14 protein-coding genes are annotated in these 14,806 nt (G+C 73.0%); 5 read left to right on the top strand and 9 right to left on the bottom strand.

Features of this window, described 5'->3' with window-relative positions:
* Window positions 1–10: 10 nt before the first annotated feature.
* The 4 genes from C8054_RS06155 to ppdK form a co-directional block, all read right to left on the bottom strand.
* Window positions 11–844, bottom strand: coding sequence for a siderophore-interacting protein (locus C8054_RS06155; RefSeq protein WP_107155745.1), 834 nt, complete (start codon window positions 842–844; stop codon window positions 11–13).
* 44 nt (window positions 845–888) lie between these two features.
* On the bottom strand, window positions 889–2,118 hold the full coding sequence (locus C8054_RS06150; RefSeq protein WP_107155744.1) for a deoxyguanosinetriphosphate triphosphohydrolase: 1,230 nt from the start codon (window positions 2,116–2,118) through the stop codon (window positions 889–891).
* Entirely contained in the window at window positions 2,115–2,462 is a 348-nt protein-coding gene (locus C8054_RS06145; protein WP_107155743.1) for a VOC family protein, read from the bottom strand. The genes C8054_RS06150 and C8054_RS06145 overlap by 4 nt, the downstream gene beginning before the upstream one ends.
* 114 nt (window positions 2,463–2,576) lie before the next feature.
* A complete protein-coding gene (ppdK, locus tag C8054_RS06140; protein WP_107155742.1) occupies window positions 2,577–5,285 on the bottom strand; it encodes a pyruvate, phosphate dikinase in 2,709 nt (902 codons plus the stop codon).
* Between the two features lie 311 nt (window positions 5,286–5,596).
* Between ppdK and C8054_RS06135 the strand changes: the two genes are divergently transcribed.
* Window positions 5,597–7,339 (top strand): beta-N-acetylhexosaminidase, encoded by a 1,743-nt coding sequence (locus C8054_RS06135; protein WP_107155741.1) that lies wholly within the window; start codon window positions 5,597–5,599, stop codon window positions 7,337–7,339.
* A 4-nt stretch (window positions 7,340–7,343) separates the two neighbouring features.
* On the opposite strand, the gene C8054_RS06130 is transcribed toward C8054_RS06135, so the two are convergent.
* The gene (locus tag C8054_RS06130; protein ID WP_107155740.1) at window positions 7,344–8,168 is read right to left on the bottom strand and encodes a helix-turn-helix domain-containing protein; all 825 of its coding nucleotides are present in this window, start codon (window positions 8,166–8,168) and stop codon (window positions 7,344–7,346) included.
* Window positions 8,169–8,339: 171 nt separating this feature from the next.
* Between C8054_RS06130 and C8054_RS06125 the strand changes: the two genes are divergently transcribed.
* Window positions 8,340–8,711, top strand: coding sequence for a nuclear transport factor 2 family protein (locus C8054_RS06125; RefSeq protein ID WP_107155739.1), 372 nt, complete (start codon window positions 8,340–8,342; stop codon window positions 8,709–8,711).
* 324 nt (window positions 8,712–9,035) lie between these two features.
* Window positions 9,036–9,680, top strand: coding sequence for a C39 family peptidase (locus C8054_RS06120; RefSeq protein ID WP_107155738.1), 645 nt, complete (start codon window positions 9,036–9,038; stop codon window positions 9,678–9,680).
* Window positions 9,681–9,740: 60 nt separating this feature from the next.
* Here C8054_RS06120 and dusB read toward each other — a convergent pair whose 3' ends face one another.
* Window positions 9,741–10,889 carry a tRNA dihydrouridine synthase DusB gene (gene dusB / locus C8054_RS06115; RefSeq protein ID WP_107155737.1) on the bottom strand — a complete coding sequence of 383 codons (1,149 nt, stop codon included), beginning with the start codon at window positions 10,887–10,889 and terminating at the stop codon, window positions 9,741–9,743.
* Between the two features lie 177 nt (window positions 10,890–11,066).
* Between dusB and C8054_RS06110 the strand changes: the two genes are divergently transcribed.
* Window positions 11,067–12,029, top strand: coding sequence for a type IV toxin-antitoxin system AbiEi family antitoxin domain-containing protein (locus tag C8054_RS06110; protein WP_107155888.1), 963 nt, complete (start codon window positions 11,067–11,069; stop codon window positions 12,027–12,029).
* A gap of 54 nt (window positions 12,030–12,083) precedes the next feature.
* Here the strand turns inward: C8054_RS06110 and C8054_RS06105 are convergent, their stop codons facing one another.
* From C8054_RS06105 to C8054_RS06095, 3 genes are all read right to left on the bottom strand, one after another.
* Window positions 12,084–13,463, bottom strand: a complete 1,380-nt coding sequence (locus C8054_RS06105) for a glycine--tRNA ligase (protein WP_107155736.1) — start codon at window positions 13,461–13,463, stop codon at window positions 12,084–12,086.
* Between the two features lie 113 nt (window positions 13,464–13,576).
* Window positions 13,577–14,050, bottom strand: a complete 474-nt coding sequence (locus C8054_RS06100) for a hypothetical protein (RefSeq protein ID WP_107155887.1) — start codon at window positions 14,048–14,050, stop codon at window positions 13,577–13,579.
* A 106-nt stretch (window positions 14,051–14,156) separates the two neighbouring features.
* Window positions 14,157–14,498 carry an antibiotic biosynthesis monooxygenase gene (locus C8054_RS06095; protein ID WP_107155735.1) on the bottom strand — a complete coding sequence of 114 codons (342 nt, stop codon included), beginning with the start codon at window positions 14,496–14,498 and terminating at the stop codon, window positions 14,157–14,159.
* Window positions 14,499–14,525: 27 nt separating this feature from the next.
* Between C8054_RS06095 and C8054_RS06090 the strand changes: the two genes are divergently transcribed.
* Window positions 14,526–14,789 carry a DUF6703 family protein gene (locus C8054_RS06090; RefSeq protein WP_107155734.1) on the top strand — a complete coding sequence of 88 codons (264 nt, stop codon included), beginning with the start codon at window positions 14,526–14,528 and terminating at the stop codon, window positions 14,787–14,789.
* Window positions 14,790–14,806 lie beyond the last annotated feature (17 nt).

Here is a 14,806-nt window from a genome sequence, read left to right as displayed (position 1 = left end):
GAAGCCCGGATCAGGCGGGGACGGCGGCCTCCTCGGCCTCGACCTCGGCGTTCCAGGCCGACTTGGTGGAGCGCCAGCCCTCGTCGTCCAGGCCACGCCGCCAGTAGCCGGAAATGGACAGGCCGGCCCGGGGCACGCCGCGCTCGACCCGGAGCAGGCGGCGCAGCTCCTTGACCGCGCCGGCCTCGCCGTGCACGAACGCGTGCACCCGGCCGGGCGGGAACTCCAACGCTCGGACCGCCTCGACCAGCGCCGCGCCGGCGGGGCGGCCGGCCCGGTGCAGCCAGCGCAGCTCCACCGCGCCGTCGCTGGCCAGCGGCAGCTCGTCGGCCGGCCCCTCGACCTCGACGAAGACCCGGGCCGGCGCGCCGGCCGGCAGTCGCTCCAGCGCGGCGGCGATGGCCGGCAGCGCGCTCTCGTCACCGGCCAGCAGGTGCCAGTCGGCGGTCGGGTCCGGCGCGTACGCGCCGCCGGGCCGGGTGAACAGCACCCGGTCGCCGGGGCGCAGCCCGGCCGCCCACGGGCCGGCCAGCCCCTCCTCGCCGTGGTGCACCACCTCCACGGTCAGCTCGCCGGCGACCGGGTCGAACGCCCGCACCGTGTACGCGCGCAGCCGCGGCCACTGCGCCGCCGGGAACTCGCGTTTGACGGTGGCCAGGTCGGTGGGGTGCGGATAGGTCACCCCGGCCGGCGGGAAGACGAACTTCACGTAGTGGTCGGTGTACGCGCCCACCGGCAGGCCGGTCAGCTCGTCACCGCCGAGCACGAGCCGGATCAGGTGCGGGGTGGGCCGCGTGGTCCGGACGACCGTGGCGGCGGTGAGCGACTTCGGGCGATCCGTCATGCGACTGAGGCTACCCTCACTTCCCGGCCGGGCCGGGCGGGCGGTCAACTCGCCGACACCAACCGGGCGTGCCAGGCCAGCGCGGCCGGATCGGTGAGCGAGGCGACCTGGTCGATCACCACGCGCAGCCGCGCGGCGTCGTCCGGGGCGTCCCGCCAGAGCGGCGCGAAGACCTCGTCGAGCACGTCCGGCGCCCGGTCGAGCAACGCGGCGACCAGCTCGGCGAGGAGTTCCTGCTGCCGGTCGTAGCGGCCACTGGCACCCGGCCGGCGCATCACGTATCGCAACGCGATGCCCTTGAGCAGCGCGCACTGCGCCCGGATCCGGCGCGGCACCACCAGGTCGGCCGCGTAGCGGCGGTGCGGGCCGGGGCCGTGCCGCGCCTCGGTGGCGGCCACCACGCTCGACACGAACCGGCCGGTGAGCACGCTGGTGGTGGCCTTCAACGCGGCGAGCGCCCGGTGGCTGCCGTCGTACGCGGCGAGCGGGGCGAGCACCGGATCGGCCAGCAGCTCGGCCAGCACCCCGCCCAGGTCCTCCGGGGCCTCGCCGGAGTAGGCCGCCGCCACGTCGGCGCAGAGCGCCCGCTGCTCGTCCTCCTCGGCCAGCAGCGGTCGCAGGTCGACGTAGCCGCCGTGGATGCCGTCCTCGACGTCGTGCACCGAGTACGCCACGTCGTCGGCCCAGTCCATCACCTGGGCCTCCAGGCAGCGCCGGTCGCCGGGCGGGGCGCCGGCGCGCAGCCAGTCGAAGACCGGGCGGTCGTCGGCGTACACGCCGAACTTGCGCTGGCCGGGGCGGCGTGGCCACGGGTACTTGCCGACCGCGTCGAGCGCGGCCCGGGTCAGGTTCAGCCCGGCGGACCGCCCGTCCGGGGTGAGCACCTTCGCCTCCAGCCGGGTGAGCACCCGCAGCGTCTGCGCGTTGCCCTCGAAGCCGCCGCAGCCGGCGGCCAGCGCGTCGAGCGCGTCCTCGCCGTTGTGGCCGAACGGCGGGTGACCCAGGTCGTGGGCCAGCCCGGCGGTGTCCACCACGTCGGGGTCGCAGCCGAGCCGGGCGCCCATCTCGCGGGCGATCTGCGCCACTTCCAGCGAGTGGGTCAGCCGGGTACGCAGGAAGTCGTCGGTGCCGGCGGCGTGCACCTGGGTCTTCGCGGCGAGCCGGCGGAACGCCGCGCAGTGCAGCACCCGGGCCCGGTCCCGCTCGAACGGCGACCGACCGTACCCGGTGTCCTTCGGCGCCTCGGCGACCAGCCGCGCCGCGTCGTCGGTCAACGCGGGGGGAGAACGCAGAACTCGTTGCCCTCCGGGTCGGCGAGCACCGTCCACCCCGCCTCGCCCTGCCCGACGTCGACGTGCCGCGCGCCCATGTCGACGAGCCGTTCCACCTCGGCCTCCAGGTCGGTCGGGCGCAGGTCGACGTGCAGCCGGTTCTTGCCCTGCTTCGGCCCGGAGACCGGGACGAAGACGAGGCCGGGGAGCGTGTCGGGCGTGCGGCGGATCTCCACCTCGTCCGGCTTGTCGGTGATCACCTGGTAGCCGAGCGCCTCGGCCCACCAGCGGGCGAGCCGGGACGGATCCCGGGCGTCGACGGTCAGGTTCTCCCAGACGGCGGTCATGCGGCCACCCCTCCTGATCGACACGTGGCGGAAGCTCAGGTTACGCCCGGATGGCCGGAAAGGCGCGCCGGGCGGGGCCGCCGGTGGTCACCGGCGGCCCCGCCCGGGACGTGCTCAGCGGGAGTCGGAACCGGTGGTGCTGACGGCCGCGCGGCCGGCCTCCAACCGGGCCACCGGCACCCGGAACGGCGAGCAGGAGACGTAGTCCAGTCCCACCTGGTGGAAGAAGTGCACCGAGTCCGGGTCGCCGCCGTGTTCGCCGCAGACGCCGAGCTTCAGCCCGGGCCGGGCCGCCCGGCCCTCCTCGGCGGCGATCCGGACCAGCCGGCCGACGCCGTCGGCGTCGATCGACTCGAACGGGGAGATGCCGAAGATGCCCAGTTCCAGGTAGCGCCAGAAGAACGCGCCCTCCACGTCGTCGCGGGAGAAGCCCCAGGCCATCTGCGTCAGGTCGTTCGTGCCGAAGGAGAAGAACTCGGCCGCCTCGGCGATCTGCCCGGCGGTCAGCGCCGCCCGGGGCACCTCGATCATGGTGCCGATCAGCACCTCGACGCCGCTGTCGCCGACCACCTCGGCGATGATCTTCTCGGCCTCCGCGCGTACCGTCTCCAACTCCTGGACCGCGCCGACCAGCGGCACCATGATCTCCGGACAGGCCGTGCCGCCGTCGCGGGTGACCGCGACGGCGGCCTCCGCGATCGCGCGGACCTGCATCGCGAACAGGCCGGGGATGACCAGGCCGAGCCGGACGCCGCGCAGGCCCAGCATCGGGTTCTCCTCGTGCATCCGCCGGACGGCGGAGAGCAGCGCCTCCTCCTTGGCCACGTCCTCGCCGCGCTCCTGGGCGACCGCGACGTTGACCGCGAGCTGCTCCAGCGGGGGCAGGAACTCGTGCAGCGGCGGGTCGATCAGCCGCACCGTGACCGGCAGGCCGTCCATCTCCCGGAAGATCTCCACGAAGTCGGCCCGCTGGAGCGGCAGCAGCGCGGCGAGCGCGTCGTCGCGCTCCCGCGCGTCGGAGGCGAGGATGAGCCGCTCGACCAGCTCCCGGCGGTCGCCGAGGAACATGTGCTCGGTGCGGCACAGGCCGATGCCCTCGGCGCCGAAGCGCCGGGCCCGCGCCGCGTCCGCACCGGTGTCGGCGTTCGTCCGCACGCGCAGCCGCCGCGCCGCGTCGGCGTGCGTCATGATCCGGTGTACGGCGCGGACCAGCGGGTTGTCGATGTGCTCCGGGTCGAGGCTGCCCTCGAAGTACTGCACCACCTCGGACGGCATGACCGGCACCTCGCCGAGGTAGACCTTGCCGGTGGTGCCGTCGATCGAGACCACGTCACCCTCGCCGACGGTGTGCCCGCCGACGGTGAACTTCTTCGCCGGGACGTTCACCTCCAGCTCGTCGGCGCCGGAGACACAGGTCTTGCCCATGCCCCGGGCCACCACCGCGGCATGGCTGGTCTTGCCGCCGCGCGAGGTGAGGATGCCCTTGGCCGCGATCATGCCGTTGAGGTCGTCCGGGTTGGTCTCCCGGCGGACCAGGATCACCGACTCCCCCTCGGCGGCCAGCTCGACCGCGCGGGCCGAGGTGAAGACCACCTTGCCGGAGGCGGCGCCCGGGGACGCGCCGATGCCCTTGGCGACCGGCGGGACGTCGTGGTCGAGCTGGAAGCGCGGGAACATCAACTGGGCGAGCTGCGCGCCGTTGACCCGGTGCAGCGCCTCGTCCAGGTCGATCAGGCCCTCGTCGACGAGCTGCCCGGCGATGACGAACGCGGCGGCGGCGGTGCGCTTGCCGACCCGGGTCTGGAGCATCCAGAGCTTGCCACGCTCGATGGTGAACTCGATGTCGCAGAGGTCCTTGTAGTGCTCCTCCAGCCGGGCCATGATGCCGAGCAGCTCGTCGTAGGAGCGCTTGTCGAGCTGCTCCAGCTCCTGCAACGGCACGGTGTTGCGGATGCCGGCCACCACGTCCTCGCCCTGGGCGTTGGCCAGGTAGTCGCCGTAGATGCCCTGCGCGCCGCTGCCCGGGTCGCGGGTGAACGCGACGCCGGTGCCGGAGTCGGGGCCGAGGTTGCCGAACACCATGCTCACCACGTTGACCGCGGTGCCCAGGTCGGCCGGGATGCGTTCCTGCCGGCGGTAGAGGATGGCCCGCTCCGCGTTCCACGAGTCGAAGACCGCCCGGATGGCCAGGTCGAGCTGCTCGCGCGGCTCCTGCGGGAACTCCCGCCCGGTGTGCTTGGCGAAGATCTTCTTGTACGCGTCGACCAGCCCACGCAGGTCGTCGGCATCCAGGTCGAGGTCGTTCCGCGTGCCCTTGGCGTGCTTGGCCTCGTCCAGCGCGTGCTCGAACTCCTCGCCGGGCACCTCGCAGACGGTCTTGCCGAACATCTGGATCAGCCGGCGGTAGGAGTCCCAGGCGAACCTGTCGTTCCCCCCGGCCTGGGCGCTCAGCCCGACGACGCTGCGGTCGTTGAGGCCGACGTTGAGGACGGTCTCCATCATGCCGGGCATGGAGAACTTGGCGCCGGAGCGTACCGAGACCAGCAGCGGGTCGTCCGGGTCGCCGAGGCGGCGGCCCATCTCGCGTTCCAGGGACTCCAGGTGCGCCTCGATCTGGCCGGCGAGCCCGTCCGGCTCGCGCCCGGTCGTCAGGTACGCCTGGCAGGCCTCGGTGGTGATGGTGAAGCCGGGTGGGACGGGCAGGCCGAGGTTGGTCATCTCGGCCAGGTTGGCGCCCTTGCCACCGAGCAGGTCCTTGAGGTCCTTGTTGCCCTCGGCGAAGTCGTAGACGTACTTGTGCTCGACCGTTTCCTGCGTTGCCACCAGAGCCTCCCACGCGCGCCATTGACACTTAACGAAGGTTCAGTTCGGACATACCCCGGGAGCCACCACCGGCAATCCCGGCTCGTCAGCGATCGGTGGGCGAAGGTTAAGCGAACTTCGCAGGACCTGGGACCGTTCGGTGACGATCGGCACAAGAGTCACCACTGCCCACGTCCGTACCGGTTTTTGGGAACGCTTCCACGCGCACGATCACGCAATTCCGATTCCCCTCGTACCCTTGACGGCACCGGATATCGCCGAACCTGACCTTTGCCATATCCCGCGCAAATACACCCCTCGGAGCCGTCGTCGTGCCGACCAACCCCACAGCACCCGAGACCGGGCCGCAGCCATGCCCCCGGCCCGCCGACGCGCCCGCCCCGGCGCCCGGCGTCGGCCTGCCCGCCGCGCCGGCCACCGCCGCCGAACTGGCCCGCGTCGCCGCCGACCGGGCCGCCGGGCAGCTCGCCCCGCCCGCGCCGGTCCGCCTCCACGACGTGGTGCCGGCGCCCGCGCAGGCGCGGCCCGACCCGGCCGGCGACTTCACGCTGCCGCCGGACGCGGCGATCCGGGTCAGCGCCGCCGGTCGGCACGTGGCCGAGCAGCTCGCCGGCTGGCTGCGCCCGGCCACCGGGTTCCCGCTCCCGGTGACCGACCACACCGGTCCGGACCGGCACGCCCCGCTGACGCTCACGCTGTCGCCGGCCACCCCCACCGCCGGGACGGACGGCGACGACCCGGACCGCGACCCGGCGCTCGGGGACGAGGGCTACCGCCTCGACGTCACCGCCGCCGGCGTCCGGATCACGGCGAACACGCCGGCCGGGTTGTTCCACGGCGCGCAGACGCTGCGGCAGCTCCTGCCCCCGGCGGTCGAGAGCGCCACCCCGGTCGCGGAGCGCTGGGCGGTGCCCGGCGGCACCATCGTCGACCGGCCACGCTTCGCCTACCGGGGCGCGATGCTCGACGTCGCCCGGCACTTCTTCGGCGTCGAGGAGGTGCTGCGGGTGGTCGACCACCTGGCCCGGTACAAGCTCAACCACCTGCACCTGCACCTCACCGACGACCAGGGGTGGCGGATCGCCGTCGACTCCTGGCCCCGACTCGCCGAGGTCGGCGGCGCCACCGGCGTCGGCGGCGGCCCCGGCGGCTGGTACACCCCTGACGACTACCGGCGGATCGTCGCGTACGCCGCCCGCCGGCACGTGACGGTGGTGCCCGAGATCGACCTGCCGGGGCACACCAACGCGGCGCTTGTCGCGTACCCCGAACTGGCCCCGGGCAAGACCGCGCCACCGCCGTACACCGGCACCGACGTCGGGTTCAGCTACGTCGACCACACCGACGAACGGACGTACGCCTTCGTCGCCGACGTGTTCGGCGAGCTGGCCGCGCTGACCCCCGGCCCGTGGCTGCACCTCGGCGGCGACGAGGCGTTCAAGGTGCCGGCGGAGCGCTACCGCGCCTTCGTCGAGCGGGCCCAGACCCTGGTCGCGGCCACCGGGAAGACGGTCGTCGGCTGGCACCAGCTCGCCCCGGCCGCCCACGTCGACGGGCGCGTCCTCCAGTGGTGGGGCACGAACGGCGAAGACCCCGCAACCGCCGACGCGGTACGTCGTGGCGCCCGACTGATCCTCTCCCCCGGCAACCACGCCTACCTGGACATGAAGTACGCCCCGGACACGCCGATCGGGCACGACTGGGCGGGCCTCGTCGACGTGCGGCGCGCGTACGACTGGGATCCCGGCAGCCACGTCCACGGCGTACCGGCCGAGGCCGTGCTGGGCGTGGAGGCGCCGCTGTGGACCGAGTCGGTCACCACCCGCGCCGAGATCGAGTTCATGATGTTCCCGCGCCTGCCCGCCGTCGCCGAGCTGGGCTGGTCGCCCCGCTCGACGCACGACTGGGCCGGGTTCCGGGAGCGGCTCGCCGGCCACGGCCCGCGCTGGACCGCCGCGGGGATCACGTTCCACCTTGCCCCCGAGATCCCCTGGCCGGCCCGGCCCGAGGGATCGTCGGCGGGCACCGCCGGGCGGGCGCCGACCGCGGCGTGACCGGTCAGCTCCGGGCGCGCTCCCGGAGCACGGTGGCGGTCCGCTCGTCGGCCGGATAGAACGACTCGATGGACAGCTCGGCCAGTGTGACGTCCAGCGGCGTACCGAAGGTCGCGACCGTGCTGAGGAAGCACAGCTCCCCGCCGTCGTGCCGCACCCGCAGCGGCACCACCAGCTCGTCCGGGCCGGGCTGGTCCACGGACCGGTCCGGCCCACCGCCCGGATAGCCGCGCAGCTCCTCCTCCAGCGCGGCCAACTCCGCGTCCCCGGTCAGCTCCACCTGCCGGGCCAACCGGTTGAGCAGGTGCCCGCGCCACTCGCCGAGGTTGACGATGTGCGGGGCCAGCCCGTCCGGGTGCAGGCTGGCCCGCAGCACGTTCACCCGGCCGGCCAGCAGCTCGGGCGCCACCCGCTCGGTGAGCACCGCCAGGCTGTCGTTGGCGTCCACCAGGTGCCACCCCCGGTCGACCACCGCCGCCGGGTAGGGCTCGTGGCCGCCCAGCACCTGCCGGACCGCCGCGCGGACCGCGGCCATCCGGGGCGCGGCCAGCGCGGTCTCCGGGTACGCCGGGGCGTAGCCGGCGGCCAACAGCAGCCGGTTACGTTCCCGCAGCGGCAGGTCGAGCGGATCGGCCAGCCGCAGCACCATCTCCCGACTGGGCCGGGAGCGCCCGGTCTCGACGAAGCTCAGGTGCCGGGTCGACACCTCGGCCCGGATGGACAGCTCCAGTTGACTGAGCCGGCGCAGCTCCCGCCATCGACGCAGCGACTCGCCGGCGGAGGGGGCGCCGACCGGGGCGGCCGGGCGCGGGGTGCGGTACGTGGACATCGGGCCCCCGTCTGCGGGAATGGGCGGTTCGGCACCACCCTGCCCGACACCGCACGCCGCGTCGATTACCCCGGAGGTCATGCCGGTGGGCCCTACCCGCGAGGTAATCGACACGCCGGCCCGGTCGGCGGCAGAGTTCCCGGCGTCACCGACCGACGAAGGGACCACACCATGAACGCGTACGCCGAGCTGGTCGACCGCTACCTCGCGGTCTGGAACGAGACCGAGGCCGACGCCCGCGCGGCCGGGGTCGCCGCCCTGTTCGCCCCCGACGCCACCTACGTCGACCCGCTGGCCGACGTGCGCGGACACGAGCAGATCGCGGCGGCCGTCGCCGGGGTCCAGCAGGCCTTCCCCGGTCACGTGCTGCGCCCGCACGGTCCGGTCGACGGCCACCACAACCTGGTCCGCTTCGGCTGGGAACTGGTCCCGGCCGGCGGCGGCGAGTCCGTCGCGGTCGGCTTCGACGTGGTCGTCCGCGACCCCGACGGCCGGGTGCGCGCCGTGCACGGTTTCCTGGACAAGGTCCCCACCCCCGCCTGACCCCGTTGATCATGAAGTTGGCGGCGGTCGCGGTCCGATTTTTCGCCGTCAACGTCATGATCGGCGGAGGTATGGGGTCGGCTGGGCGGGGTGTCCGGATCGGGTGGATGGGCCGGGGGAATCGCCGGCCCGGTCGGGGGGTTGTACATGACTCACCGGCCAGGAGCCCGGGACCGGAGCAGGCAGCCGGGAATGGCGGGCCCCGGCCGGTGGTTACACCCCCGAGCCGCCGAGCAGGTCGCCACCGCTGACCGCCGGCCGGCGCAGACCTCCCCCCTGCGGCACCGCGTGCCGCACACCCCCGAACCGCAGAGGAGTCGCATCATGCGTACCGATCTGATCCGCAAGACCGCGCTGATCGTCGCCGGGATCGCCGCCACCGCCGGTGGCATCGCCGGCCCCGCCATCGCCGCCCAGGCCACCCCCGCCGAGCGCGCCGCTGCTGTGGTCGCCGACCGCAAGAGCGGCGAGCGCGAGCTGGGCGTGCGCTACGAGGCCCAGCCCAACTTCTACTTCTGCGGCCCGGCCGCGGCCCGCAACGCGCTCAGCGTGCAGGGCAAGAACATCGACGTGGCCGCCATGGCCAAGGAGATGGGCACCACCGAGGCCGGCACCAACTCCATCAACGACATCACCCCGGTGCTGAACAAGGAGACCGGCAAGGACGTCTACAGGTCCACCGAGATCCCGGTCGACAAGGCCGGTGACAAGGTCGACAAGCTGCGCGCCGACGTCGTGCGCGCGGTGGACGACGGCCGGGCCGTGGTGGCCAACATCGCCGGGACCGCCACCGACACCGACGGCACCGTGCACTCCTTCGAGGGTGGCCACTACATCAGCGTGGTGGGCTACCGCGACGGCGGGAAGGTCGTGACGATCGCCGACTCGGCGAACCCGGACCAGGCCTCCTACCGGATGGACGTGGAAGCCCTGGCGCACTGGATCGCCAGCCGCGGCTACAGCTCCTGACCGCAGGACGATGACGAAGGGCCCGACCCCGTGGGGGTCGGGCCCTTCGGCGTACCGGGATCAGCCGCCGGAGTCGTCCAGCTCGGCGCCCTCCGGCGGGGTGTCGTCGTCGCGGCTGGCCAGCCAGCCGTCGGGCAGGAAGACCTTGCCCGGGGAGTTGGTCCGGCCGCGTGGCTGCCCGAGCGTCTCGACCGGGAAGGGCACCTCCGGGTCGAGCTTGCCGAGCAGGTCGTCGAGCTGGGCCAAGCTCTCGATCATGGCGAGCGAGCGGCGCAGCTCACCGCCGATCGGGAAGCCCTTCAGATACCAGGCCACGTGCTTGCGGAAGTCGGTGCAGCCGTCCCGTTCACCCCGGGCCGGGTTGCGGGCCCCGGCGACGAACTGCTCCACCAGCAGCTCGGCGTGCCGCCGCATGGTCACCGCGACCTCGCCGAGCGTGGGCAGCCGCCGGTCGGTGCGCCCCTCGAACGCGGCCTCCAGGTCGGCGAAGAGCCACGGCCGGCCCAGACAGCCACGCCCCACCACCACGCCGTCCACGCCGGTGTGGGCGACCATCCGCAACGCGTCGTCGCCCTCCCAGATGTCGCCGTTGCCGAGCACCGGCACGTCCAGCGCCGCCTTGAGCGTGGCGATCGCGTCCCAGTCGGCGGTGCCCGAGTAGCGCTGTGCCGCCGTACGCCCGTGCAGGGCGACCGCCGCGACGCCCGCGTCCTGGGCGGCGAGCCCGGCCTCGACGTACGTCAGGTGGTCGTCGTCGATGCCCTTGCGCATCTTGACCGTGACCGGCACCCCGGCCGGTGACGCGGCGTCCACCGCGGCCCTGACCAGCCGGGCGAAGAGCCGGCGCCGCCACGGCAGGGCCGAACCGCCGCCCCGGCGGGTCACCTTCGGGACCGGGCAGCCGAAGTTGAGGTCGATGTGGTCGGCGAGGTCCCGCTCGACCACGATCCGCACGGCGGCGGCGGTGATCTCCGGGTCGGTGCCGTAGAGCTGGAGGCTGCGCGGGTGCTCGTCGGCGCCGAAGGCGATCATGCGCAGCGTCTTCGGGTTCCGCTCGACCAGCGCGCGAGTGGTGATCATCTCGCAGACGTAGATGCCGCCGCCCTGCTCACGGCAGAGCCGCCGGAAGCCGACGTTGGTGATCCCGGCCATCGGCGCGAGCACCACCGGCGGCCACACCGCATACGGCCCGATCTTCAGCTCACTCACCCCCCGAGTGTAAGGAGGGGCCCCCGCTTAACGCTTTCTGCATAGGCGGGGGCCCCGCTTAACACGGCGCATATCACAGCGCCGGTGCGAGCTCGGGGGTTTCCACAAGCGGACGGTTGCCCACAGGACATGGGCGACGGGCAGCGCGAACGCCCGCCCGTCGCCCACGCTTGCCGCATGGTCGATCACCCGCCCCGGCTGGCGGAGGTCGCGCACCGCCAGCATGACCTGGTCACGCGCGTCCAACTGCTGGAAGCCGGCTACGACGACATGTTCATCTACCGGCAGACCCGCCGAGGTCGCTGGCAACGCGTGCTGCCGGCGACGTACGCCCTGGTCACCGGCGTGCTGACCGACGAACAGCGACGGATCTCCGCCGCCCTGTACGCCGGCCGGGGCGCCCAGCTGACCGGGCTGTCCGCGCTCTCCTGGTACGGCTTCCGATACAGTCCGCGGACCACCGACGTGCACCTGCTCGTCCCACACGGGACGAGCCGTAAGTCGACCGGTCACGTGCGGGTGTCCCGCGCTCTGTCACTCGATCCGAAGGCGCGGCCGACCGACCATTACCCGGTCTGCTCGCCCGCGAGGGCCGTCGTCGACGCCGCCCGTGACCTGCGCGACCTGCGGACGGTGCGAGCGATCGTGGCTGAGGCCGTCCAGCGGAGCTTCACCGACCTGGCCGCGCTGGACGAGGAGATCATCCGGGCCAGGCGCAGCCGTACGGCGCTGGTCCGGAAGGCCTTCCACGAGGTGACCGCCGGCACCCGCTCCGCGCCGGAGGCCGAACTGCGGGACTGCCTCGCCGGGAGCCGGCTGCTCCCGGCGATCGTCTGGAACCCACGGTTGACGACCGGTGATGGGAACACGCTCCCGACACCCGACGGTTACCTCGCCGAGTCGGCGCTGGCGCTGGAGGTCGACTCGCGGGAGTACCACTTCAGCCCGGAAGGCTGGGCACGCACGCTCGACCGCCACAACGAGCTGAGCCGGCTCGGAGTGATGATCCTGCACTTCACCCCGGCGCAGATCCGGCGCGAGCCCCAGCGGGTACGCCGGACGGTGGAGCAGGCGCACGCTTCCCGCCAGGGCCTCGTCGCGATGATCGCGGTCCATGCCGCCCCGGCGGCGGGGTGTTAAGCGGGGGCCCTTCCTCTACCGAAAGCGTTAAGAGGGGCCCCCGCCTTACACCACTCAGCAGCCGGGGAGGCGCTCGATCAGGTAGCGCTCCACCTGGTCCAGGGAGATTCGCTCCTGGGCCATGGTGTCCCGGTTCCGGACCGTCACCGCGTTGTCGTCGAGCGTGTCGAAGTCGACGGTGACGCAGAACGGCGTGCCGATCTCGTCCTGGCGGCGGTAGCGGCGGCCGATCGCCTGCGAGTCGTCGAACTCGACCACCCAGCGCTTACGCAGGTCGGCGGCGAGCTGCTTGGCCTTCGGCGAGAGCGCCTCGTTGCGGGACAGCGGCAGCACCGCCACCTTGACCGGGGCCAGCCGCGGGTCGAAGCGCATCACGGTGCGCTTGTCCACGCCGCCCTTGGTGTTCGGGGCCTCGTCCTCGTCGTACGCCTCGAGCAGGAACGCCAGCACCGCGCGGGTGAGGCCGGCGGCCGGCTCGATCACGTACGGCATCCAGCGTTCCTGCTTCGTCTGGTCGAAGTACGACAGGTCGACGCCGGAGTGCTTGCTGTGCGTGGAGAGGTCGAAGTCGGTGCGGTTGGCGATGCCCTCCAGCTCGGCGAACTCGGTGCCGCCGAAGCGGAACTTGTACTCGATGTCGACGGTGCGCTTCGAGTAGTGGGAGAGCTTGTCCTTGGGGTGCTCGTAGAAGCGCAGGTTCTCCTCGGACAGGCCGAGGTCGAGGTACCAGTTCCAGCGCTCCTGGAGCCAGTATTCGTGCCACTGCTCGTCGGTGCCCGGCTCGACGAAGAACTCCATCTCCATCTGCTCGAACTCGCGGGTGCGGAAGATGAAGTTGCCCGGGGTGATCTCGTTGCGGAACGACTTGCCGGTCTGCGCGATGCCGAACGGCGGCTTCTTGCGGGCGACCGTCTCCACGTTCTTGTAGTTGACGAAGATGCCCTGGGCGGTCTCCGGGCGCAGGTAGTGCAGGCCCTCGTCGCTCTCCACCGGGCCCAGGTAGGTCTTCATCAGGCCGTTGAACATCTTGGGCTCGGTGAAGGTGCCCTTGTTGCCGCAGTTGGGGCAGTTCAGCTCCGTCAGCGAGGTCAGCGGCTTGCCGTGCTTGGCCTCGTACGCCTCTTCCAGGTGGTCGGCCCGGAACCGCTTGTGGCAGGACTGGCACTCGGTGAGCGGGTCGACGAACTCGGCGATGTGGCCGCTGGCCTCCCAGACCTTGCGGGCCAGGATGACCGCCGAGTCGAGGCCGACCACGTCGTCACGCTGCTGGACCATGCTCCGCCACCACTGCCGGCGGACGTTCTCCTTCAGCTCGACGCCGAGCGGACCGTAGTCCCACGCCGACCGGGTGCCCCCGTAGATCTCACTGGAGGGGAAGACGAAACCCCGGCGCTTGGCGAGGCTGACGACGGCGTCGATACGGTCGGCTGGCATGTTTCCTCCTACGCCGGCTGGCGGTCGGCGCGGTCGAGATGGATGGAACCGGGCTGTTCGGGACCACGGTACGACCGCCGCTGCCCCGAGCCCAGTAGAATACCGGGGGTCGGTCAGCTCACCCCGCAGACCTCCATGCCGCCGGTCTGCCGGTCGGGCGCGAGCGTGACGGTCTGCGCCTCCCGCCGCCCACCGGCCAGCGTGACGTCCACCGGCACGGTCAGCGTGGTGGTGTCGACCTTGCCCACCCGGTAGCCGGAGATCTGCGGCTCGGTGGCGGCCCGCCGCTCGAACTCCGGCCGGGACTCGCGTCGCCGGGCGTCGTCGCAGAGCCGGTCGTACGCCTTTGACCACTCCCGGGCGACAAGCGCCTGGTAGTAGTCGTCGGTGACGGCCCGGCCCTGCTCGCCGACCGCCTGCACGTTGCTCACCGCCAGCCCGACCACTGCCGCGCCGCCCCCGCCGCAGCAGAGCACCACGGCCAGCGCGCCGACGCCGAGGCCGAGCCAGAGGCGGGCCCGCCCGCCCTCGGTGGGCGGGGCGGCGAACGGCGGCGCGACGCCGGGACCGGGCGGCGGCGCGGGCACGCCCGGCTCCGCCGGGGCGGCCGGCGGCGTGCCGGGCGGCACGGGTGGCGGGGGCGGCGCGGCCGGTCCGGGAGCGGTCATACGCGCCAGGGTAGTGCCCCCGGACTCAGCGGTACGGGCCTGCGGCACGATCACTGGCGACGACGACGATCTCGCCCTGCGGGGCGGCGTTGGCGAGCGTCTCGTACGCCGACGGCTCGTCCACCGAGCGGGCGAGCAGCGGCACGGCGGTGACCTTGACGTCGAACCCGCCCAGCGCCCGCCGGTACGCCCCGACCGACTCCCACTCGGTGAGCAGGCACCAGTGGGCCGGGTCGTCGAGCGCCCGGAGCAGTTCGCCGCGCAGGTAGCCGGGGCGGGCGGCGAGCGCGGCCAGCGCGGCGTGCGCCTCCCGGGTGAACTCGTCAGCCGTTTCGGCGTCCACCACGAACCGGTTGGTGACCAGCACGGCGTTCCTCCTCGTAGAGTTTGTGGCATGCAGCGTACGCAGAGTCCCGTGCTGTCCCGGTTGGCCCGGCTCAACCCGACGACGGTGTTCCTCGCCGCGCTGGTGCTGGTGCTGGTCGGCCTCTTCGCGCCCGGCCCGGCCGGTGGCGTCCTGCTGTTGGTGCTGGCGGCCGGGCTGGTCGGGTTGATGTCGGTCACCTGGCCGGTGCAGCGGCCGGCGACCCGGGTGCTGCGGCTGGTGATGCTCACCCTGTTGATCGCGGTGGCGCTGGCGAAGCTGACGGTCGGCTGAGCCGCTCCGGGCCGGGC

Source organism: Micromonospora sp. RP3T (genome assembly GCF_003027925.1).
GTDB lineage: Bacteria > Actinomycetota > Actinomycetes > Mycobacteriales > Micromonosporaceae > Micromonospora.
This window is presented reverse-complemented; position numbering and strand designations above follow the sequence as displayed.